This window comes from Myroides odoratimimus (assembly GCF_030326305.1).
Classification (GTDB): domain Bacteria; phylum Bacteroidota; class Bacteroidia; order Flavobacteriales; family Flavobacteriaceae; genus Flavobacterium; species Flavobacterium odoratimimum_A.
Genome location: NZ_JACAKB010000009.1, coordinates 98,521 through 121,380, shown reverse-complemented (window position 1 = coordinate 121,380; position 22,860 = coordinate 98,521). Strand labels below are relative to the sequence as shown.

The 22,860-nt window shown below is 33.1% G+C and carries 15 protein-coding genes; 5 read left to right on the top strand and 10 right to left on the bottom strand.

Annotated elements, in window-relative coordinates:
* Positions 1-313: 313 nt before the first annotated feature.
* Positions 314-2,245 carry a polysaccharide biosynthesis protein gene (locus HX049_RS09115; protein WP_286415507.1) on the top strand — a complete coding sequence of 644 codons (1,932 nt, stop codon included), beginning with the start codon at positions 314-316 and terminating at the stop codon, positions 2,243-2,245.
* Positions 2,246-2,296: 51 nt separating this feature from the next.
* On the opposite strand, the gene HX049_RS09110 is transcribed toward HX049_RS09115, so the two are convergent.
* Entirely contained in the window at positions 2,297-2,704 is a 408-nt protein-coding gene (locus tag HX049_RS09110; RefSeq protein ID WP_286415506.1) for a hypothetical protein, read from the bottom strand.
* Between the two features lie 127 nt (positions 2,705-2,831).
* The gene (gene metK / locus HX049_RS09105) at positions 2,832-4,124 is read right to left on the bottom strand and encodes a methionine adenosyltransferase (RefSeq protein ID WP_286415505.1); all 1,293 of its coding nucleotides are present in this window, start codon (positions 4,122-4,124) and stop codon (positions 2,832-2,834) included.
* Between the two features lie 460 nt (positions 4,125-4,584).
* Between metK and HX049_RS09100 the strand changes: the two genes are divergently transcribed.
* Positions 4,585-5,229, top strand: coding sequence for a carbonic anhydrase family protein (locus HX049_RS09100; protein ID WP_286415504.1), 645 nt, complete (start codon positions 4,585-4,587; stop codon positions 5,227-5,229).
* Between the two features lie 4 nt (positions 5,230-5,233).
* On the top strand, positions 5,234-5,884 hold the full coding sequence (locus tag HX049_RS09095) for a carbonic anhydrase (RefSeq protein ID WP_286415503.1): 651 nt from the start codon (positions 5,234-5,236) through the stop codon (positions 5,882-5,884).
* A 12-nt stretch (positions 5,885-5,896) separates the two neighbouring features.
* On the opposite strand, the gene HX049_RS09090 is transcribed toward HX049_RS09095, so the two are convergent.
* The 3 genes from HX049_RS09090 to HX049_RS09080 all read right to left on the bottom strand — a co-directional run bounded on the left by HX049_RS09090 (position 5,897) and on the right by HX049_RS09080 (position 11,555).
* Positions 5,897-7,066 carry an LETM1-related biofilm-associated protein gene (locus tag HX049_RS09090; RefSeq protein ID WP_286415502.1) on the bottom strand — a complete coding sequence of 390 codons (1,170 nt, stop codon included), beginning with the start codon at positions 7,064-7,066 and terminating at the stop codon, positions 5,897-5,899.
* A gap of 63 nt (positions 7,067-7,129) precedes the next feature.
* Positions 7,130-8,494, bottom strand: coding sequence for a 30S ribosomal protein S6--L-glutamate ligase (gene rimK, locus HX049_RS09085; RefSeq protein WP_286415501.1), 1,365 nt, complete (start codon positions 8,492-8,494; stop codon positions 7,130-7,132).
* Between the two features lie 526 nt (positions 8,495-9,020).
* On the bottom strand, positions 9,021-11,555 hold the full coding sequence (locus HX049_RS09080; RefSeq protein WP_286415500.1) for an ATP-dependent Clp protease ATP-binding subunit: 2,535 nt from the start codon (positions 11,553-11,555) through the stop codon (positions 9,021-9,023).
* Positions 11,556-11,805: 250 nt separating this feature from the next.
* Between HX049_RS09080 and gyrA the strand changes: the two genes are divergently transcribed.
* Both gyrA and HX049_RS09070 read left to right on the top strand, forming a co-directional pair.
* Positions 11,806-14,319: a DNA gyrase subunit A gene (gene gyrA / locus HX049_RS09075; RefSeq protein ID WP_286415498.1), complete on the top strand. Its 2,514-nt coding sequence runs from the start codon at positions 11,806-11,808 to the stop codon at positions 14,317-14,319.
* 18 nt (positions 14,320-14,337) lie between these two features.
* Entirely contained in the window at positions 14,338-15,612 is a 1,275-nt protein-coding gene (locus HX049_RS09070; RefSeq protein ID WP_286415497.1) for a tetratricopeptide repeat protein, read from the top strand.
* Positions 15,613-15,730: 118 nt separating this feature from the next.
* Here the strand turns inward: HX049_RS09070 and HX049_RS09065 are convergent, their stop codons facing one another.
* From HX049_RS09065 to HX049_RS09045, 5 genes are all read right to left on the bottom strand, one after another.
* Positions 15,731-17,614, bottom strand: a complete 1,884-nt coding sequence (locus tag HX049_RS09065; protein WP_286415495.1) for a DUF349 domain-containing protein — start codon at positions 17,612-17,614, stop codon at positions 15,731-15,733.
* 133 nt (positions 17,615-17,747) lie between these two features.
* Positions 17,748-18,500: a shikimate dehydrogenase family protein gene (locus HX049_RS09060; RefSeq protein WP_286415494.1), complete on the bottom strand. Its 753-nt coding sequence runs from the start codon at positions 18,498-18,500 to the stop codon at positions 17,748-17,750.
* A 39-nt stretch (positions 18,501-18,539) separates the two neighbouring features.
* A complete protein-coding gene (locus HX049_RS09055; RefSeq protein WP_286415493.1) occupies positions 18,540-19,937 on the bottom strand; it encodes a tetratricopeptide repeat protein in 1,398 nt (465 codons plus the stop codon).
* A 29-nt stretch (positions 19,938-19,966) separates the two neighbouring features.
* On the bottom strand, positions 19,967-21,160 hold the full coding sequence (locus HX049_RS09050) for an aspartate aminotransferase family protein (RefSeq protein WP_041890063.1): 1,194 nt from the start codon (positions 21,158-21,160) through the stop codon (positions 19,967-19,969).
* 4 nt (positions 21,161-21,164) lie between these two features.
* Entirely contained in the window at positions 21,165-22,847 is a 1,683-nt protein-coding gene (locus HX049_RS09045) for an OstA-like protein (protein WP_286415492.1), read from the bottom strand.
* Positions 22,848-22,860 lie beyond the last annotated feature (13 nt).

Sequence of the window (22,860 nt, the reverse complement as noted above, 5' to 3'; positions counted from 1 at the left end):
CTGCTAACCAGTGGGAGAGTATGTCGCCGCCTTTCTTTATAGAATCCCCAATCTCATTAGAGGTTGGGGATTTTTTTGTTTGTATAGTAGGTGATTACTTTTAGAACTTAGCTTTTCGCAGTAATTTGGTGTTGATGTTTTGTTTCTCTTAATTTAAATTTGGTATCATTGATTACTTTATTTGTAAAGAGTAAAAAGCATAAGAAAAGGGTGAAGAGACTGTATTTTCTAGTGTAGAGTAATAAAGGTGACATTTTATGCATTATATTTGCAGTTAAAATAATTGTAATAATTGCTACCAAAAGAAAATCGTATGAATAATGCGCTGAAAAGACAGTTAAAGCGTGATACACCAAGGGGTATCATATTTATAATAGACTTATTAATTGTCTTGTTTACCTATTTTATTTCTAACCTTTTGTTAACTAATTTTTTTGGTAATTTCTCTATTGAATTAATGTTGAAGAGAATACCTGTATTATTAGTTTGTTATATCGTTAGTTTTTTAATATTTAAACCGTTTAAAGGTGTTATTAGGCAAACGAGTATAAAAGATATTGAAACTATTTTTATTTCATGTTTATTCTCTGGGGCAATCATGATGATTGTAAGTTCACTACAGCGAAATGAGTTATTAGGATCTAGTTTTGAGTCTTATTTGAGGTATTCATATTCTTTTGTATTGCTGCATTTATTCTTTACATCAGCGATGCTTATTTTAGCACGCTTGTTCTACAGTCAGTTTTATCGTAGCTATGTATTAGATGTTAGAAATCATAAACGTGTGATTATCTATGGTGCTGGTGATTCTGGAATAATTACTGTAGGGGCATTACAAGGGGATACAAAAGTTAGAACGCATATTGTCGCTTTTGTGGATGACAATCCTAGTAAATCAGGTAATAGGTTAAGCGGATATAAAATATACAATCCATCTATCTTAGATGAAGCATATGTTACAAGTAATAGAATAGATGAAATAATTATTTCGATTCAGAATATTACAAGAGAAAGATTAAATGATATATCAGAAGTATTAGAGAAGCTTCCTGTAAAGATAAAGATTATTCCACCTGCTACAGATTGGTTAGACGGTTCTTATACTAATAAACAAATTAAGGAATTAAAGATTGATGATTTACTAGGACGTAAAGCTATACAATTAGATAATCCTATTATTGGTAGAGAGATAAATGATAAGGTTGTATTGATTACTGGGGCTGCTGGTTCTATTGGAAGTGAGATAGCTAGACAAGTAGCGCGCTTTAACTTTAAGAAGCTTATACTGGTTGATCATGCAGAATCTCCATTATATGATATACAGCAGACGATGGTGTCTAATAAGTGTAATGACATAGTTTATGTTGTTGGGAATATTCGAGATAACAAGAAGATGGAATCTTTATTCGAGTTGTATAGACCTAATTTAGTATATCATGCAGCTGCATATAAGCATGTCCCTTTAATGGAATCTTTTCCTTATGAAGCAATTCATACCAATGTGAAAGGAACTAAGGTTATAGCTGATTTATCAGTTCAGTTTGGCGTATCAAAGTTTGTAATGGTATCTACAGATAAAGCTGTTAACCCTACTAATGTTATGGGAGCTACTAAACGTGCTGCTGAACTATATGTGTCAACATTAAAAGATAATGGTATTACAAGCTTTATAGTAACTCGCTTTGGAAATGTTCTTGGATCTAATGGATCTGTGATTCCATTGTTTAAGCGTCAAATCGATGCCGGTGGACCGTTAACAGTAACACATCAAGATATTACACGTTTTTTCATGACAATACCTGAAGCTTGTCAATTAGTGTTAGAAGCTTCAATTATGGGGAATGGAGGTGAGATCTTTGTTTTCGATATGGGTAAATCTATGAAGATATTTGATTTAGCTAAGCGAATGATACGTTTGAGTGGTTATAGTTATCCTGAAGATATAGACATTAAGATAACAGGATTAAGGCCTGGAGAAAAGATATTCGAAGAGTTGTTAGCTAATGATGAGAATACTGTGAAGACGCATCATGAAAAGATAATGATTGCTAAAGTACGTAATCAAGATTTAGATGTGATAAAGGCGAACCTCGAAATGATGTGTAACTATGTATGTGAGAATGAGGGCCAGGATGATGTGGAATATCTTGTTAAGCAATTAAAAGTAATAGTTCCAGAGTTTAAATCTCAGAATTCTAGATTTGAATGTTTGGATGAAGAAATAGAAAAAAGTTCAGTTAGTTAACTGAACTTTTTTTTGTGGTATAGGGAGTGTAACAAAAACTATGTCTATCTTTCAGGAACTTAGTAATGTTTGTAGTTTTAATCTCTCAGTACTGTCAGTTCTGAAGAAATTAATTGTTTGATCAAGGTCTCTTACTTCTTCTGGTGATTTAAAGGTGTGTAGTTTGTGATACAGGTATTGTTGTCCTATTAAGGAGTGTGTTCTGTCTAGATAAGTAAACGTATCGTCTAAATCAAGATCTTGATTAATGGTTTTACTAATTGTTTGATACGATGTACTATGACTTAATGCAAGATGGTAGGATGCTATTTTGGCAAAATTAAAATCAGTTAATCCTTTTGGATGTCCCCAGCTTTCTTTTAATTTTTGAAGTTGAGCATTCCTTTTGTTTCTATTCCTTTTTTTATTGAGAAGAATATATAGTATCAGTAATATAAGTGTACCTAGGATCCAGTTCATAATTTTGGTTTAGTTAAGTAAATATAAACCAATTCTAGCAATGTGTATAAGAGAGAATTCTCTTATAGTAAAGTATAAAAAAAGAGACTACTAATAGCAGTCTCTTTATATGAATTGAATAAGAATATTACAAGCTAAATTTAGCTTTGATATCTTCTACTCTGTCTAATTTTTCCCAAGTGAATAATTCTACTTCTACTTCTTTAGTTTCTCCACCAGGTCTAATGAATACTTTTTTCACTACTTGAGGTTTACGTCCCATATGTCCATAAGCAGCTGTCTCACTATAGATAGGGTTTCTTAATTTAAGACTAGTTTCAATGAAGTATGGTCTTAAGTCAAATAACTCACTAACTTTTTTAGCAATTTCACCATCAGTTAGATTAACATTACTTGTACCGTAAGTATTGATGTATAAACCTGTTGGTTTAGCAACTCCAATAGCATAAGAAACTTGCACTAATACTTCGTCAGCAACACCTGCCGCTACTAGGTTTTTAGCAATATGTCTAGTTGCATAAGCTGCACTACGGTCTACTTTACTAGGGTCTTTACCAGAGAAAGCACCTCCACCGTGAGCACCTTTACCACCATAAGTATCTACGATAATCTTACGACCTGTCAATCCTGTATCTCCATGAGGACCTCCAATAACGAATACACCTGTTGGATTGATTAAGTACTCTATTTCTTCGTTATTCTCAAATAAATATTTGTATTGAGGATATTTATTTAAAAGACGAGTAATTAAGATTTCTTTGATGTCTTTCTCTATTCTTGCTTGCATTGCTTTCTCAGCAACTTCTTTAGCTTGAACAGAGTTATCCGTTGGTTGAACGAAATCATCATGTTGAGTAGAAAGTACGATAGTAACGATTCTGATAGGAGTATTGTTATCATCATATTCTAATGTAACCTGACTTTTCGCATCTGGTCTTAAATAAGTAACTTCCGTATTTTCTCTACGGATAGCTGCTAATTCTTGTAACAATTTATGAGAAAGGTCTAATGCTAGAGGCATATAGTCTTCAGTCTCTTTAGTTGCGTAACCAAACATCATTCCTTGGTCACCAGCTCCTTGTTCTTCTGGACTTTTTCTATCTACTCCTTGATTGATGTCAGCAGATTGCTCATGGATCGCTGATAAGATACCACATGAGTTAGCGTCAAACATATATTCACTCTTAGTGTAACCAATACGTTTGATTACCTCTCTAGCGATTTGTTGTACGTCTAGGTATGTTTTAGATTTAACTTCACCAGCCAAAACTACTTGTCCTGTTGTTACTAAAGTTTCACAAGCTACTTTAGAGTCTTGATCGAAGGCTAAAAAGTTATCGATTAAAGCATCAGAGATTTGATCAGCAATTTTATCTGGATGTCCTTCACTAACTGATTCAGATGTAAAGTAATAAGCCATAATAATTATTTTTTTTTAGATTTTAAAAATAGAGGAAATGGCTAAAGGGGAAGTATGAATTTCTGCTTTAGCATTTTTTACCGAGGTTGCAATCAGTACAAATTTTTCCTCCTGTTATTTTATGATGCAAATGTATTAACTATTTTGGTAATCAAACAAATATTTTTGCAATTTATATTAATGTTAACGATTGATCACAATTATAACTGATTGGGAAATATATATTTAGAATTAACAATTGATTAGAATACAATGCTAATTTTCTATCTGTGTATTGTTAGTCGCTTTTTAACTCTTTTACATTGGAGAGTAGGATAAAGATTGAGATATTAATTGTTAATTATTGTTTATGAATTATAGTATTAATAAAAATTACTTCAAAAAATAATAATACGTTATATTTTATTGATTGTTTTGTATTTTTGCTATTAGTTTACAACTTAAATAAACAACAAACAGAATGAGACTACACAACATAGAAGATCAAAAATCAATTACTCCAGAACTAGCTTTAGAGTTTTTAAAAGAAGGAAATAAACGTTTCGTAGAGAACCTAAAGGCTCATAGTAATTTATTAGAACAGGTAAACTCAACTAAAGAAGGACAGTTTCCATTCGCTATCATCTTGAGTTGTATCGATAGCCGTACCTCTGCAGAGTTAATCTTTGATCAAGGGTTAGGAGATATCTTTAGTGCTCGTATTGCTGGTAATGTATTAAATGAAGATATTATTGGTTCTATGGAATTTGCATGTAAATTAGCAGGAAGTAAGCTTATCATGGTTTTAGGACATTCACATTGTGGTGCTATTACTGGAGCTTGTAAAGGTGCAAAATTAGGCCACTTAACGAATCTATTGGCAAAAGTAGAACCTTCGATAGAGTATGTCAAAGAGAATAATAAAGACCTTGATATACAATCAAAAGAAGCAGTTGATTTAGTAGCTTATCACAATGTAGATCATACTATTGACCACATTTTGAGCAAAAGTACTGTTCTAAGTGAAATGTATCAAGCTGGTGAGATTGGAATTGTAGGGGCTTTTTATAAAGTAGAAACAGGAGAAGTAAACATTGTAAAAGAAATGTTTGTAGAGAAAAAATAAGACTATGGCACATAGTGATTTTTATAAGAAGATTTTAGAGCGCAATAAGCAATGGGTAGAGGAGAGGCTAACTGTAAATCCTAATTACTTCAAAAGACTTAGTGAAAAACAGACACCTCCTGTATTATGGATAGGGTGTTCTGATAGTAGAGTACCAGCGAACGAAATTATTGGGGCAGAACCAGGTGATGTTTTTGTCCATCGTAACATTGCTAATATGGTTATACATTCAGATATGAACATGCTGAGTGTACTAGATTATGCTGTTAATATTCTTAAAATTAAAGATATCATAGTTTGTGGTCACTATGGATGTGGTGGAGTGCTGGCTGCAATGAAGAATGAGTCTTATGGTCTAATAGATAACTGGATTAGACATATCAAGACCGTCTATCGATTACACAATGTAGAGTTAGATCAAATTGATGATGAAGTTCAGCGATTTAATCGATTTGTTGAACTAAATGTTCAAGAACAAGTGTATGACTTAGCCAAAACATCCATTGTACAAGAAGCTTGGGCTCGCAATCAAGAACTTGGAATACACGGATGGGTATATGGTCTTAACTCTGGTTATGTAACTGATCTAAATGTAAATCTGATGAACAATGCAGATCTAGATGAAGTATACCAGCTCCGATTTAAAAAGATATAGTCTGTCCTAAATTTACTGCTCTGTATTTTCGTTGAATGAAGAAGGTAGTAATGAAGGAATAAATTTTAATAAAATAGGTAATAATATACCTCCTCCAGGTAAAATAAAGATAGCAAGAGAAGGGATGGTTTTAATAACTTCTATAGTTTGTTTTTTAACCATCTTTTTTTCTTCTTTATTTAAGTCTCTATGTGTAGAGTCCACTAATAACTTCATGAGTTGTGTATTCTTTTGTAACTCATTGATTAACCTAGTTTTGTTTCGCGTTAATAGAAGTTCTATATAACTTGTAGAATTTTTAATGACATTATCAAATAGATTACTTGATTTGTAATAATGATAATCATATTTATTTTTGACTAATACTATCGAAAAGTAAAAGATACTTTCCTCTATCATCGTTTGTGAATAAGGAATAGCTAAGAAAGGAGCTTCCTCAAAGTTAGGAAGTATAATCTCCTGTATATCATTTTTCCAAGAATTACATACGATATAATCTATCATAAAGTTTGCTTCAAAGCTGCTGATAGGTGTATTTAACTTTATAGAGTCTATTGAGTTAGTACTATTCGTTTTGTCTAAAAAGTCAATAAGTTGTAGATCTTTTTTGCTCAACTCCTCTTTATTTCTTTTAACGGATAATGTTATTTCCTTTAATTGTTCTACCGTGTGTTGTATAAAGATCGTAGGATCTATTTTTTCATTGATATAAGCCTCGAATGCTAGTGTATCAATGAATAATAGAATCATGTTTAGTACAAAATCATTGTTTTTTGACTGTGAAAAGAAGTGTTCTTTACATCTGATCGAAAAGATATTTTCTAGTTTGTTATAAGGATTCTTTTCTTCAAAGAAAGAAGAGAAAATATTGCTCTTGTGAGGAATGAATACTTCGTAAAACTCTATGAGCTTATCAATGAAGTTTTGTTGATTATCCCCATTGTTATATATATAATAGATTTTTTCTAAGAGCTGTAAGTAACAGATTTTAGAAAGTTCTTCTTGTGTGTATTTAAAGTTTTTATAAATACTAGGTAATTCATCAATATCAATTATTCCGTAACTAAAACCTATTTTTCTAATTTGTGTTGATATCTCATGACAGTTCTGTGTAGAGAAGATTTGATAGTCTCGGTGTTCTGTAAAGTATTTTTTGATCCAGCCGTTAGTAGATGGGTTCATAATTTATATTGATTTTAAAAAGAATAAAAGTGGTGATTGTTAGATCACCACTCTCTTATAATATTACCATTTAACTTGTTTTTCTATCGCTTTAATCATCTCCGAAGCAATATCTTTATTTGTAGCACCTTCTATTCCTTCTAATCCAGGAGAAGAGTTTACCTCTAATAATAGAGGACCTTTAGCAGAGCGAATAATATCTACTCCAGCTACTTTTAGATTCATTGCCTTAGCAGCTTTGATGGCTATCTTCTTTTCTTCAGGTGTTACTTTGATCACAGATGCTGTTCCACCTAAGTGAATATTAGCTCTAAACTCACCTGGTAGAGCTTCGCGCTGTATCGCTGCTACAACTTTTCCGTCTACTACAAAACAACGTATATCCTTACCATTTGCTTCTTTAATGAATTCTTGTACTAAGATGTTTGCATTCAGACTTTTGAAGGCATTGATTACACTTTCTGCTGCTTTTTTAGTTTCTGCTAATACTACACCTTTTCCTTGTGTCCCTTCTAACAATTTGACAATAAGAGGGCTTCCTCCTACCATTTTTATCAAATCATTAGTATCTAAAGGTGAGTTAGCAAATCCTGTAGTAGGAATGTCTACCCCATTATTTAGTAATAACTGAAGTGAAAATAGTTTGTCTCTTGACTGTGCTATCGCTGCGGCACTATTCAAGCTATATACTTTTAAAGATTCAAAATGTCTAGTTAATGCACATCCATAGTACGTCATACTAGGACGTATACGTGGTATTACTGCGTCAAAATCATTTAGAACTCGTCCACCTCGATAGTGTATCTCTGGTTGGTTAGCATCTAGTTTCATATAGCAGTACTTCAGATTTAAGAAGTGCATTTCATGACCTCTTAATTCTCCTGCTTCTATAATTCTTTTATTACTATACAAATCAGGATTACTTGCTAATAGACCTATACGTAGACCTTTTTTCTCTGTTTTTGGTTTAGTATAGTATTCTTCTAGTTTTTCTGTAGTGGGTTGACCTAGTAAGAAGTGTTTTTCAGGATCTACTAGTACACGTCCTCCCATAGCTTCTCTTCCTAGTAGCATTCTATATCCCATAGAATCTCTATTGGTCAAAGTTAGCTCGATCATCCAATTCGTGTCAGCAATAGATATTTCGGTTTGGATTACATATCTAGATTCTCTAGAGCCGCTAGAGCTCTTTACGATTCTTTTATCTATTACCTTAGATTCACAATGAATTACTGTTTTTCCATTGTTCTGAAGAGGATTGACGTCAAATTTAACCCACTTTTCTCCCTCTTTTTCAAAAGGGACAATGTTTATAGCATGTAACGCAGATGTCTTAGCACCTGAGTCAACACGCGCTTTAATAGCAGGAATATTTAAAGTAGAAAAAGAACACCATTCTTCACTACCAACAATTACTTTGTCTAACATATAATAATAAATCTAATGCGAATGTAGTGTAATAAATATAATGCTTTTACACGAGATAGAAAAAAAAGTAAAATTTAATAATTTTACAACATATTGACAGTGCTTTAGAGAGAATATGTAAGAAACAAGTAAGTTAAGTGTTTGATTTTTTACGTTTTATAGTAGGGTTTGGATCGTAAAGCGGACTATGATCATTAAGAGTAAAAAATTATAATCAAATCAAAAAATAGATGGATAATTAAGTTGCAGTGTAATAGTTTTGGTTTAAAAAATAAAATGTAAGGGCTTAGCTTGCACTTTCTTGAGGTTTGTTAGGGGTATACTTGGAGTTTACTAGGTAAAAGGAGGGTTTTGTCGAAGAAATGCTTTAGAGTACTCCTGGGAATCCTAAAGCAACTTAGAACGAGATAGAGAAAAGTATGGAGTAGAAGGGAAGAGGAATAAAATACGTAAGGAGGTAAAAAAAGAGGATATCCCTTAGGGATATCCTCTTTTTATTGATTTCTTCTTGAGAGAAGAGTATTTATTATTTTGCTATAGTTGCTATTTCTAGTGCATCTTTCGCTTCATTAAGCTTCATTTCGATACTGTCGCCTAGCATTATTTTAGAGTTTACAATTTCTTCTGCTAGCGGGTCTTCGATATACTTCTGAATCGCTCTTTTAAGAGGTCTTGCACCATATTGTTTATCAAAGCCTTTTTCTGCGATAAAATCTTTTGCGTCTGTACTTAATGTTAATTCATAACCAAGGTCAGTAATTCTTCTAAATAACTTCTGAAGTTCTATATCTATGATTAAGTCTATGTCTTTTCTTTCTAGAGCATTGAACACAATGATATCATCTATTCTATTTAAAAATTCTGGAGCAAAGGCCTTTTTTAGTGCATTTTCTATCACAGATTTAGAATGTTGATCTGTTTGTTCCTGTCTAGCAGTTGTACCAAAACCAACTCCTTGTCCGAAATCTTTTAATTGACGTGCTCCGATATTAGAAGTCATGATGATAATGGTGTTTCTAAAATCAACTTTGCGTCCTAAGCTATCAGTTAGATGTCCATCGTCCAGTACTTGAAGCAGCATATTAAATACATCTGGATGTGCTTTTTCGATTTCATCAAAAAGAATCACGCTATAAGGCTTTCTTCTAATTTTCTCTGTTAACTGACCACCTTCTTCATAACCGACATATCCTGGAGGCGCTCCTACTAATCTAGAGATAGCAAACTTCTCCATGTATTCACTCATGTCGATACGGATAAGAGCATCTTCTGAGTCAAACATTTCTTTAGCGATTACTTTAGCTAGTTGGGTTTTACCAACTCCTGTTTGTCCTAAGAAAATAAAGGAACCAATAGGTCTATTAGGATCTTTTAATCCTGCTCTATTTCTTTGAATCGCTTTCGCTATTTTGCTAACAGCTTCGTCTTGACCAATTACCTTACCTTTAATTAACTGAGGAAGATTAGCGAGCTTAGTGATTTCTTTTTCTGCAATTCTATTTACAGGAATGCCTGTCATCATTGAAACTACATCAGCTACATTCTCTTCAGTAACCACTATTCTGTTTTCTTTTACTTCTTGTTCCCAGTTTTCTTGAGCTACAGCTAAGTCTTTCTCTAGTTGTTTTTCATCATCTCTTAAACGAGCAGCTTCTTCATACTTTTGTTTTTGTACCATTTCATTCTTTTGCTCCTTAGTATGTTCTAGCTTTTGTTCTAGTTCAAGGATATTATCTGGTACATTGATATTAGTTATATGAACACGAGAACCTACTTCGTCCATAGCATCGATAGCTTTGTCTGGTAAGAAACGATCACTCATATATCTGTTCGTTAGCTTAACACATGCTTCGATAGCTTCGTCAGTATAGGTTACATTATGATGGCTTTCGTACTTGTCTTTAATGTTGTTTAAGATGGTAATTGTTTCGTCTACAGTAGTAGGTTCTACGATTACTTTTTGGAAACGACGTTCTAAAGCTCCATCTTTCTCGATATGCTGTCTAAACTCATCTAATGTAGTAGCACCAATACATTGGATTTCTCCTCGAGCTAATGCAGGTTTGAACATATTAGAAGCATCTAGTGAACCCGTAGCTCCACCAGCACCTACTATAGTATGTATCTCATCAATAAATAAGATAATATCATCATTCTTCTCTAGTTCATTCATTACAGCCTTCATACGCTCTTCAAACTGTCCTCTGTATTTAGTTCCAGCTACAAGACTAGCTAAGTCAAGAGTTACAACTCTCTTATTGTATAAGATGCGAGATACTTTTTTCTGAATAATACGTAGAGCTAATCCTTCCGCTATAGCAGATTTACCTACACCAGGTTCTCCGATTAGTAGAGGGTTGTTCTTCTTGCGTCTACTTAGAATTTGAGACACACGCTCTATTTCTTTTTCACGTCCAACTACAGGATCTAGCTTGCCGTTCTCCGCCATTTCGGTTAAATCTCTACCGAAATTATCTAATACAGGAGTTTTACTTCTCTTAGATGTTTTAGCTGTAATATTGTCATTACTGTCAGTACTTTTACTGTCATCTTGACTTGCATCATCAAAAGTTTGTGCTTTAGGACTTTCGAACAAATCATCAGAAGAGTCTTTTTGAGGCTCACTAGTATTTAAATAAGCTTGTTTCACAGCTTCATAATCCACCTTCATCTTATTTAAGATTTGCGTAGTAGGATCATCGCTATTTTTTAGAATACAAAGTAGCAAGTGAACAGAGTTTATCTCTGTACTTTTGAATAACTTTACTTCTAAGTATGTAAGTCTTAATGCACGCTCAGCTTGCTTTGTGAGGTGTAATTGTAGTTTATTACTCAGCAGTTCTTTATTATGAGAAGCAGGGTTTAATGTTTCTATTTTGTGACGTAGAAAATCAACATCTATGTCCAGGTTATTTAAAATATTAGACGCTTCACCTTGTTCCACTTTTAATAGTCCTAGTAATAGATGCTCAGTACCAATAGAGTCATGACTAAGCCTAATAGCCTCGTCCTTGCTATACGAAATTACATCTTTTACTTCTTGTGAGAAATTATCATCCATTTTTCAATTCAAATTAGGTGAATATTCATTTTAATCTTTAAAGATACAAAAAGTGTACCTATAGTATAAAGCTGACATTAGCTAATTGACAAAAAAAAACTTTAATAAAAAAGGAAGAAAGTGTTTTTTTTAGAAAAAATCAATTTGTTAGATAATCAAGTGAAATACTTGTATAAAAACATGGAGAAAACCTATAAAAACTGTATATTAGCGCGTTTAATAATTTGACAATTTTTAATTTTATATACTTATGTCTGAAGGAGAAAAGTTAATTCCTATTAACATAGAGGAGCAAATGAAATCTGCTTATATCGATTACTCGATGTCAGTTATTGTTTCTAGAGCGCTTCCTGATGTTAGAGATGGCTTAAAACCTGTTCATCGAAGAGTATTATTTGGAATGTATGAATTAGGCATCATGTCTAATAGAGCACATAAAAAGTCTGCGAGAATTGTAGGAGAGGTTTTAGGTAAATATCACCCACATGGAGATAGTTCAGTGTACGACGCTATGGTACGTATGGCACAGGATTGGAGTATGCGTTATCTACTAGTGGACGGACAAGGTAACTTTGGATCTGTAGATGGAGATAGTCCTGCAGCGATGCGTTACACAGAGGCAAGAATGAAGAAGATGTCTGAAGAGATTCTTGCTGATATTGACAAAGAGACTGTAGATTTTCAATTAAACTTCGATGATACTTTAGAAGAGCCTAAAGTAATGCCGACTAGAATCCCTACTTTATTAGTGAATGGGGCATCGGGTATCGCAGTGGGTATGGCAACGAATATGGCACCTCATAACTTATCAGAGGTTATAGATGGTACATTGGCTTATATCGATAATAATGATATTGAAATCGATGAATTAATCAATTATATTAAAGCTCCTGATTTCCCTACTGGTGGTATTATCTATGGATATGAAGGAGTACGCGAAGCTTTTAAAACTGGTCGTGGACGTGTAGTAATGCGTGCTAAAGCTAATTTTGAAGAAGTAGATGGTAGAGAGTCTATCGTAGTGACTGAGATTCCTTTCCAAGTTAATAAAGCAGAAATGATTAAGAAAACTGCTGAAGCTATTAACGAGAAAAAGATCGAAGGTATTGCTACTATTCGCGATGAATCTGATAGAAAAGGAATGCGTATTGTATACGTATTAAAGCGTGATGCTGTTCCAAATATTGTTTTAAATACACTTTATAAATATACTCAATTGCAGTCTTCGTTCAGTGTGAATAATATCGCATTAGTAAATGGAAGACCTCAGTTATTAGATTTAAAAGAGTTAATCTCTCATTTCGTAGATCACCGTTTAGATGTGGTGACTCGTAGAACTCAGTTTGAGTTAAGAAAAGCAGAAGAAAGAGCGCATATTTTAGAAGGATTAATTATTGCATCTGATAATATCGATGAAGTAATTGCTCTTATTCGTTCTTCTAGTAATGCTGATGAGGCTAGAGCTAAATTAATAGAGCGTTTTAGCTTATCAGAGATTCAAGCTCGTGCTATTGTAGAAATGCGTTTACGTCAGTTAACAGGACTAGAGCAGGATAAACTACGTGCTGAGTATGAAGAAATCATGAAGTTAATTAATCATTTAAGAGAGTTGTTAGCTAGCGTAGAGCTAAGAATGAACTTGATTAAAGAGGAGTTAACTGAGATAAAAGAAAAATATGGTGATGAGCGTCGTTCTGTTATTGAATATGCAGGAGGAGATGTTAGTATCACTGATTTAATTGCTGATGAGCAAGTAGTAATTACTATTTCTCATGCAGGATATATTAAACGTACTCCACTGACTGAATACAAAACTCAGAATAGAGGAGGAGTAGGGCAGAAATCTGCTGGTACAAGAGATCAAGATTTCTTAGAGCATATGTATGTGGCTACTAATCACCAATACATGTTATTCTTTACTCAAAAAGGTAAGTGTTTCTGGATGAGAGTTTATGAAATTCCAGAAGGAACTAAGACAAGTAAAGGACGTGCTATTCAGAACTTAATCAATATTGAGAATGATGATAAAGTGAAAGCATTCATCTGTACTCAAGATCTTAAAGATGAAGAGTACATCAATGAGCACTTCGTTATCATGGCTACCAAACAAGGTCAGGTGAAGAAAACACCATTAGAGCAATATTCTAGACCTCGTCAAAATGGTATTAATGCAATTACGATTAAAGAAGATGACGAATTACTAGAAGCAAAATTAACTGATGGTAAGAGTAAGGTGTTATTAGCACTTCGTTCTGGTAAATTAGTTCGTTTTGATGAAGAGAAAACTCGTCCTATGGGAAGAACTGCGTCAGGTGTTAGAGGTATTACTCTAGCAGATGATAAAGATGAAGTAATCGGAATGGTATCTGTAAGTGATTTAAATAGTGAGATTCTTGTGGTGTCAGAGAATGGTTATGGTAAGCGTTCTTCTTTAGATGAATACCGTGAGACTAACCGTGGAGGTAAGGGAGTTAAGACAATGAACATTACTGATAAGACAGGATTGTTAGTGTCTATTAATTCTGTTACTGATGCAGATGACTTAATGATCATTAACAAATCAGGTTTAACCATTCGTATGAAAGTTTCAGATCTTCGTGTAATGGGACGTGCAACTCAAGGAGTTCGTTTAATTAATATTAAAGGAAATGACTCTATCGCAGCTGTATGTAAAGTTATGGCAGAGGATGATGAAGATATCTTAGAAGGAGATATTGATACAATCATTGATATTGATGATCAAGGGAGTGATAATTTAGAATAAAACACATACCAATATATTATGAATAAAAGATATGTTTACTTATTGTCAGCTTTAATGTTATCAGGGTTGACAATGGCTCAAAAAAAAGAGCTTAAAGACGCTGAGAAAGCTGTAAAAAAAGGAAATGTAACTGAAGCAACTGCTGCTTTAAAAGCAGTTGAAGCAGTATTAGGAAATGCTTCTAACGCTGAGAAAGCACAATATTATGCTCTACAAGGAACATTAGCCTATTCTCAAATTCAAAAGGATGTAGATGTAGATAATAACGTTGATGCTATTATTGCTTCTTACAAAAAATTGAATGAGTTTGAAACAAATAAAGGAAGTAAAATCGTTAAGCAAGCCGACGAAGAGATAGCAAGTGTTGCTACTAAAGTTGTAGGACAAGCTATCGAAGATAATGGTTCTGCTAATTATAAAGGTGCTACTAGACGTTTTACTCAAGCTTATGAGTTAAGTCCTAAAGATACTGTGTATTTATACTATGCGGCTTCTACGGCTATTAACTCTAAAGATTATGCTACTGCTGTAGAGAACTATAAGAAATTAGTTGATTTAGGATATAATGGAAGTGAGTCTTACTATACTGCAGTAGAGAAAGCTTCTGGTCAAGTACAAAGTTTCGGGAAAGACGCTAAAATGCGTGACTTGATGGTAAAACAAGGTACTCATACTGACCCTAAGTTTGTAAAAGAGGACTCTAAAAGACCAGAGATTCTTAAAAACTTAGTGTTGATCTATAGCCAAGAAGGTAAAACAGAAGAGGCTGAAAAAGCTATCGTAGCAGCTAGAGAAGCTAATCCAGACGATATCAACTTATTATTAACTCATATGGATCTTTACCTAAAGTCTAATAATATGGGTAAATATGAGGAATTAGCAAAACAAGCTTTAGCTAAAAACCCTAATGATGATGTATTATTATACAACTTAGGAGTTACTAGTTTTGATGCTGGACGTTTTGAAGATGCTCGTAAATATTATGAACAAGCTATCCGTATTAACCCTAAGTCTGAAAATGCTTATTTAAACATGGCTTTCCTTAAGTTACAACCAGACCAGGAGTTGACTAATAAAATGAATAGTTTAGGTATGTCTGCTGCTGATAATAAGAAATATGAGCAGTATCAAAAAGAAAAACATGCTATTTATAAAGATGCGATGAATGACTTAGAGAAAGTTATTTCTATCAATCCTGGTAATGAAGCAGCTATTAGTACTTTAAAAAATATTTATCGTGCATTAGAAATGACTGATAAATTAAAAGCATTAGAAGCTAAAACAAATAAATAATAATAGGATTCTATTATGATATAAAAAGGTGGATTTATTAAATCCACCTTTTTTTCTAAAGTATTTCTGTTCAAGAATACAAAAAAAAAGAGAAACCTTAGTTTCTCTTTTTTTGTACTTATATATTTCTGATTTGGGTTAATTTATCTTCCCAGATTTTTAAATCATCTCTTTGTTTTTCTATGCTCTTTTTAACTTCTTTTACAAAAGGATTATCGTCACTAGGATTCTGAATGTAAGCTAGGTTATTTTCTAATTGAATAATAGATGAGTTTATTTCTTCTATTTTTCTTTGAATAAATACAGCTTCATTCTGTAGCTTTCGCTTATCATTTGTCTCTAATATAGATTCTAATCTATTATTGAACTTAACCGCTTCAGTTTCTCTTTTACTTAAACTTAGTTTGTCAAATAGCACATCTAGAATCTTGTTGAATTTACCTTCTATAAAACGTTTGTTAGCAGGTACAGCACCAATAGATTTCCAATTGTTGATATGATTCTTGATTTCTCCTAAATCTGTCTTGTGATCACCAGATAATTGAAATCCTTTTAATAGATCTAAGTATTCTTTCTTTCTATTATAAGCATCTAGTTCTACGGCAGATTCTTTATTTTTAATAGCATGGTATCTATCAAAATAAGAGTTACAAGCTTCTTTAAAATCAGCCCATAGTTGATCAGAATATTTGCGAGGTACATGACCTATTAGTTTCCAGTCATCCTGTATCTTTTTCATAATAGGAGTAACCTTTGCAAAATCCTCACTGTCCTTTAATTCTTGAGCTCTTTTTATCAATGCTAGTTTTTTAGCATAGTTGTCTTGTTGCTCTTTTTTAAGCTCTTTGTAATAAGCATTTTTATTACTATTAAAGTTTCTTGTAGCTAGTTTAAATAGATCCCAAACTTGTTCGTTATTATCTACTGGTACTTTACCTATAGAGAAGAAACGCTGTCTTAGCTCTTCTACTTTAGCTATTTCTTTCTGCCATTGGTTATGGTTGGTTATCTTTTGCTTAGAAAGAATGTCTATTTCGCTTATTATAGCCACTTTTAAGGCAAGATTTTCTCTTTCGACACTTCTCAGTTGTTCGAATAATATTTCTCGCTTATCGTGTAGTTGTTTTGTGATTTCGCTGAACTGATCCCAGATTTGTTCTCTTATCTCTCGATCTACTGGTCCTATCTCTTCTTTCCAGATTCTATGTAGCGTCTGTAGCTCTCTAAATGACTTAATAATGTCGTCATTTTCTAATAGTTCTTCTGCTCTTGCGATTAGCTTTTGTTTCTGTTCTAAGTTATATTTAAAGTCAAGATCTCTTGATTCTCTATCTAGGTGTAACTGGTCATAGAATCTCTCTACATGGAAGTGATAGTTATTCCATACGTGATTGTATTTGTCTTTGGGTATAGGACCAGCGGTCTTCCATTCTTCTCTAAGTTCTCCTAATTGTTTTAATGCATCACCATTATGCTCGTTTTCTATTAATTGTTTTAATTTCTCTATAATAGCTAAACGTTTTTCTAGATTTACATTAAGGTTATTCTGAAGTTGTTTAAAGTATGCATTTTTAGCTACTCTATACTCATCATAGTATTTGTCAAAATCAGTTTTAATAGGAAGGATGTACTGAAAATCTGATTCATTTGCATCAGGGTTTTCGTCAAAGAAAGCTTCTTTCTTTTCATCTATAAGATCATTATATTTACTATAGAATTCTTTTTTGATGTCTTCTACGTGATCTTTAATAGCTGTTACTTTGTAATTCTTGACTAATTTATGAAGTTCTTTAGTTAGTTTTTCTAAGTCTAGTTTTTCGTAGTTAACAGTAGGGATGTTGGTTTCTTCATAAGAAGCTAAATCTTCACCTTCCTCAGCATTTGAAGCTGTAATAGAATCAAGAGCTATTTCTTTATCAGTTGGGACAACCGCATTTGAATTTGATTCCGGTTTTTGTCCATCTGCTAGCTCATGCAGGTTATCATTCTTTTGTTCTAACATGTTTGAAAAAGTATTTATTTAAACAATATGTAGTAAAGCGCAATAAATAAACGCGCTCTCTCAAATTTAGTAAAAAATATTGAATAAATCGTACTTTTATTCTGCTAGAACTAATTATATCAATTATTTAGTATTAATCTCTACTGAATGGTTTATTCCAAATCTTATATGCTTTTTCCGCCTGAAGTACTAGCATTTCATAGCCGTTCTTCACTTTTGCGCCATATACTTTTGCTTCTTTCATTAGGGTAGTTTCTTCAGGGTTATAGATAAGATCATATACTATATGCCTTTTTGATAGCAGATGTACAGGAACTTCAGGCATCTGGTCAATATTAGGAAATGTTCCAACCGGTGTAGTATTGATTATGATCGTATAATGATTCATTATTTCTTCAGTCAGTTCACTATAAGTTAGATTATAGTCTTCTTTTGTTCTGCTGACGAAAGTGTATTTTATACCTAATTTCTTAAGGGCATATTCAATTGCCTTGCTAGCTCCTCCAGTACCGAGTATTAAGGCACGTTTATGATGAAACTTTAGCATTGGTTTTAGGGAGTGGTAGAAGCCATACCAATCTGTATTATAGCCTTTTAATTGTCCTTTTTTATTGATTTGAATTGTGTTAATAGCTCCAATAGCTTTAGCTTTCTTAGAAAGTGAATCTAGATAGGGAATAATTGATTGTTTGTAAGGTATAGTTACATTTAACCCTTTTATATCCTTGTGGTTTTCTAGTATTTTAGAAAACTCATTTATGTTTTGTAAATCAAAGTTTACATAAATACTTTTTTTGTCTTTTAATTTCTCAAACTTTTCTGCAAAGTAGGTACGTGAGAAAGAATAATCTATGTTTTTACCTATTAATCCGTAGCGTTTAGTCATATTGAGTTTTTATAAAAAAAGCTATTCTTAAGAATAGCTTTATTGTTTATTGTAATTTTTGATAATACTTTGTACTATAGGGTTCTCCCATTGATTAGGGAAGTATGTTTCTATAATTGCTCTCTTTTCAAAGTTCTTATTCAGACCATTAATTAGATATTCTGTACCTTTATCTATATCATGTAGGGTAAAGTATATAACAGCTAATCTATAATCAATTTCAGCATCATTAGGATGGAAGTTAGCTATTTGTAAAAGTTTCTGTATCGCAGTGTTAAAATCTCCTAGAAGATACAATACATCCGCCCAACCTGTCCAATGCTCTACAATATCTGTTCCAAGTTCAGCAGCTACCTTATAACCTCGTTCAGCCTCTTCAAAGTTAAACAATGTTTTATTTAGAATAGCATGTCTTATCCAGTATTTTTCATTGAATTCATCTATTTGAAGTGCTTTTTGCAAATAGAATAATGCTTTCTCATAATTAGACTCTGTGATACATAAATCAGTTAATGCTATCCATCCTTTGTCTAGCATAGGGTCTTCATGTACTGCTTTTTTGTAATATTGATAAGCTTGAGGAAAGTTATTAAGACTTTCATGACAACTACCTATGCGCATTAATACATAAGAGTTAGGATCATCTAATTCTAAAGTAGTCATATAGTTGTCAATAGCTTCTTTAAACTTATTTAGCTTCTCTTGTGTTTTACCTTTTTCGATATAAGCACCGATAAACTCTTCGTCTATCAGGGTAGCATAATCAAAAGCCCATTCTGCTTTTTCGTAATTTTTAATTGTAAAATACTGTCTTCCCAATTGGTGCCAAGCAATCTCACTATAAGGATTCTTGTCAATAAATTTAGTTAAGAACGATATAGCTTCCTCATTCTCACTAAGGAAGTCAAAACAGTATACAACATTATATAAAGCAGACTGATCTTCTTCATCATGTTCTAGACATAGAATAAAGTTATCTTTTGCTTGATCTATTTTATCTAATAATAGATATTCCATTCCTAATAAAGAGTAGACGTCTGCTAGATCCTCTGTCAGAGTCAATGCTTTTTGTAGAGATACGATAGCCTCTTCATGTCTTCCTTTTTTAGAGTATACAGTAGCGCGTTGAATGAACACTTCTTCATTCTCCGGATCTATACTTTCTATTTCGTTTAATAAGCGGTCAGCAGCTTCTAATTTATTTTGGAATACTAATAATTCTACTTCTACCAGTTTTAACCCAATAGAGTTAGGATGTTGTTCTAGTCCCAGTTTTAGCGCTTTTTTCGCTAGGTTTAGCTTTCCAGAATCGAGATAGTGTAGAATGATATTCTCAAACTCTTCTGAATCAAAAAACAAAACCTTATTGGTCTTTAACATAGACTCAAAACGAGATAGAGATAATTTGTATTCTTCTTCTTCGTTATCTAAATGCATATTTGTATTTAAGTTGATTATTTAGGATATTATAATCCTAATTCTTTTTGTACTTCATTTAGTGCTTCAATGATGATAGCACATCCTTCTTTTATTTCTGTTTCTGATACTGTAAGGGGAGGAGTGATTCTTATCGCTTTTCCTTCAAACAGTAGCCAGAATAATATTAATCCTTTGTCTTGACACTTCATGATTACTCTATTAGTAATATCAGCACTAGGTGTCATAGGTGCAATCATTAGACCACGACCTCTGATTTCTTCAATAAGGGGGTGAACTAATAGTTCTCTAAATAACTTTTCTTTTTCTAGTGTCTGAGCCATAAGGTCAGTTTCTACTAATTCTCTTAAAGTTGCTAAACTTGCTGCTGCGATAACAGGGTGACCACCGAAAGTAGTGATATGTCCAAATCTAGGGTTGTCATATAACTGATTCATGTGTTCATCACTAGCAGTGAATGCACCTACTGGCATCCCACTAGCCATACCTTTTCCCATAACGATCACGTCAGGAACTACGTCATAGTTTTGGAATCCAAACAGTTTACCTGTTCTACCGAAACCTGGTTGGATTTCATCTACGATCATTAAGGCACCTACTTCAGTACATCTTTCGCGTACTTTCGTTAAGAACCCGTCAAAAGGCTCTACAAATCCAGCGCCTCCTTGTATAGTCTCTAAGATAATACCAGCTGTTTTGGTTGTTATCTTTTGTAAATCTTCTACACAGTTAAAGTGAATGAAGTCTACATCTGGAAGTAGTGGTCTAAAAGCACGCTTTCTTTCCTCAAACCCCATAACACTCATAGATCCCATAGTATTACCATGATACGCGTTGAAGCAAGAGATTAGTTGACTTCTTCCTGTTACTCTTTTTGCTAACTTTAAAGCACCTTCAGTAGCTTCAGTACCTGAGTTTACTAAATAGGTTTTATTTAGTGGAGCAGGGATATTCTCTGCTAGCAGTTTACAAAATTCTACAGAAGGGTCTTGGATATATTCACCATATACCATTACATGCGAATATTTATCTAATTGATCCTTAATCGCGTTATTCACTCTTTCGTGTTGATGTCCTAATGTACATGCAGATACACCTGCTACGAAGTCTAAATACGCTTTGTTATTCTTGTCATATATATAAGAACCTTTAGCATGAGATATCTCCATTGCTAGAGGATTAGGTGAAGTCTGTGCTTGATATTTATAAAAATCTTCTTTCATTACTTTACTTTTTGCCTTTTTTAGGCGCTTTGTTCTCTTGTTTTTTGCTGTCCTCTTCTAGTTTTTTAGATAGTCCAGGTGTAGCTTTTATTGTTTCAGGGAGAATGTCTATAGGCTTATTATAACCTTCTTTCATGTCTTCTCTTGCTTGTTCTCCTTTTTTCTCTTTATGTAATTCCTCATCAGTGAATATATCTTCTAATGAGTTTATCTTTTCGTCACCTCTGTATAAGAAATCTCTTAATAGACGAGCATTTTTAGGTAGTAGCTTCTCAGGATATAAGTCTCCTTTAGGATCTACATATTTTGTAGCCGTGTTAATCTTACCTTCTAAGAAACTGACATTGATATGACTACAAATCCCTTTATCGATACCGACTAATTCGTTCTTGTCATTATACATATAATAGATAAGCTCTGCATTTTTAATCAAGTCTAACTCATCTAGTTTATTCTCTTTAAATTTACCGTATAAGTTAACACCTTTTAATTGATTATAACCATCTCCTATTGTATCTTTTTGAATCACGAAGGCATTTTCTAATACTTTTAGAGAGTCCATCTTCTGAGTCTCTGCATTACTAAGTAGGTGAATAAAACGACCTGTGACCTGACTATCTCCATTCCAGATAACAGGTTTACCTATCATCTGTGTTAAGCCCGCTTTTTCACTCCAGTGAATAGAGTCTGCTTTACCACTCATACTATCACGTAGTATACGAGCATCGTTAAAGGCGCGTATTACGCGCTCTTTATCCTTTCCTGTCAGTAAAATACGCGGAGCGTGCATATACACAGAATCTCCCTCTTGTGATTTCATACTAACTAAAGCTTTTTTAGTAACGAACATCGAGTCCTTAGCTTTGTATAACTCTGCGTAGTGTCCAGTTATTTTACTTTTATTGATAGTATCAGTTATTCTAACGTTATTCGTTGCAGAAGCAAAATCTTTTAGTTTAGAATAATAGATAGAATCTCCTTCTATTTTTCTTTTATCATACCAGATAAAAGAGTTCTTTACCATCTTACCTAAATCGTTTTTTACATCATAAAAACCATTTTCAGTATAGATATAATCTTCCTTGTTAGTTATAGTGGAAGGACCGAATACATATGAGTGTTGTGGTACTTCATAAAAATCTAAGTGATTAGACTTGATCACTGTTCCTTTATCTGAAGTTACTTTTACAGCTGTGAAGAATTGGAACTTCTTTTCTGTAGTGTAGTAACGTCCTTTTTCGCTTTCTAATACATTACCCTTGTTGTGAATAGTGGCATGACTGTCATAGAATACAAGATCCTTTAAACGATCATATTTTAAAGTATCTGTCTCTAAGGTAGAGTCTGGAGAAGTAAGTAATACATCTCCTTGCGCATAAGCAAAACCGTTGATTCCATTATATTCAGCATAATGGCTATTCATTGTTAAGGTATCTCCTTGTACAATGTGAACATTCCCAAAAAGCTTTAGATAATTCTCTTTTTCGAAGAAGTACGCTTTATTACATGTCATATTCATACCGTCATGCTCAGCAGATATATTTCCTGTTAAGATTACAGCATCTGGCAGTACCTCATGATTGATATCAGAGTAGTCTGCGTGATGTATGATGATTTTTTTTTTGTTTTGACTAAAACCTAGTAATGCGAATAGTATAAAAAGTAAATAATACGGTATTGTTCTCAAGTCACTATATTTT

What these genes read in the sequence shown, in the direction of transcription:
- HX049_RS09115 (WP_286415507.1), top strand. Translation starts at nt 314, where the DNA reads ATGAATAATGCGCTGAAAAGACAGTTAAAGCGTGATACACCAAGGGGT.
- HX049_RS09110 (WP_286415506.1), bottom strand. Translation starts at nt 2,704, where the DNA reads ATGAACTGGATCCTAGGTACACTTATATTACTGATACTATATATTCTT.
- metK (WP_286415505.1), bottom strand. Translation starts at nt 4,124, where the DNA reads ATGGCTTATTACTTTACATCTGAATCAGTTAGTGAAGGACATCCAGAT.
- HX049_RS09100 (WP_286415504.1), top strand. Translation starts at nt 4,585, where the DNA reads ATGAGACTACACAACATAGAAGATCAAAAATCAATTACTCCAGAACTA.
- HX049_RS09095 (WP_286415503.1), top strand. Translation starts at nt 5,234, where the DNA reads ATGGCACATAGTGATTTTTATAAGAAGATTTTAGAGCGCAATAAGCAA.
- HX049_RS09090 (WP_286415502.1), bottom strand. Translation starts at nt 7,066, where the DNA reads ATGAACCCATCTACTAACGGCTGGATCAAAAAATACTTTACAGAACAC.
- rimK (WP_286415501.1), bottom strand. Translation starts at nt 8,494, where the DNA reads ATGTTAGACAAAGTAATTGTTGGTAGTGAAGAATGGTGTTCTTTTTCT.
- HX049_RS09080 (WP_286415500.1), bottom strand. Translation starts at nt 11,555, where the DNA reads ATGGATGATAATTTCTCACAAGAAGTAAAAGATGTAATTTCGTATAGC.
- gyrA (WP_286415498.1), top strand. Translation starts at nt 11,806, where the DNA reads ATGTCTGAAGGAGAAAAGTTAATTCCTATTAACATAGAGGAGCAAATG.
- HX049_RS09070 (WP_286415497.1), top strand. Translation starts at nt 14,338, where the DNA reads ATGAATAAAAGATATGTTTACTTATTGTCAGCTTTAATGTTATCAGGG.
- HX049_RS09065 (WP_286415495.1), bottom strand. Translation starts at nt 17,614, where the DNA reads ATGTTAGAACAAAAGAATGATAACCTGCATGAGCTAGCAGATGGACAA.
- HX049_RS09060 (WP_286415494.1), bottom strand. Translation starts at nt 18,500, where the DNA reads ATGACTAAACGCTACGGATTAATAGGTAAAAACATAGATTATTCTTTC.
- HX049_RS09055 (WP_286415493.1), bottom strand. Translation starts at nt 19,937, where the DNA reads ATGCATTTAGATAACGAAGAAGAAGAATACAAATTATCTCTATCTCGT.
- HX049_RS09050 (WP_041890063.1), bottom strand. Translation starts at nt 21,160, where the DNA reads ATGAAAGAAGATTTTTATAAATATCAAGCACAGACTTCACCTAATCCT.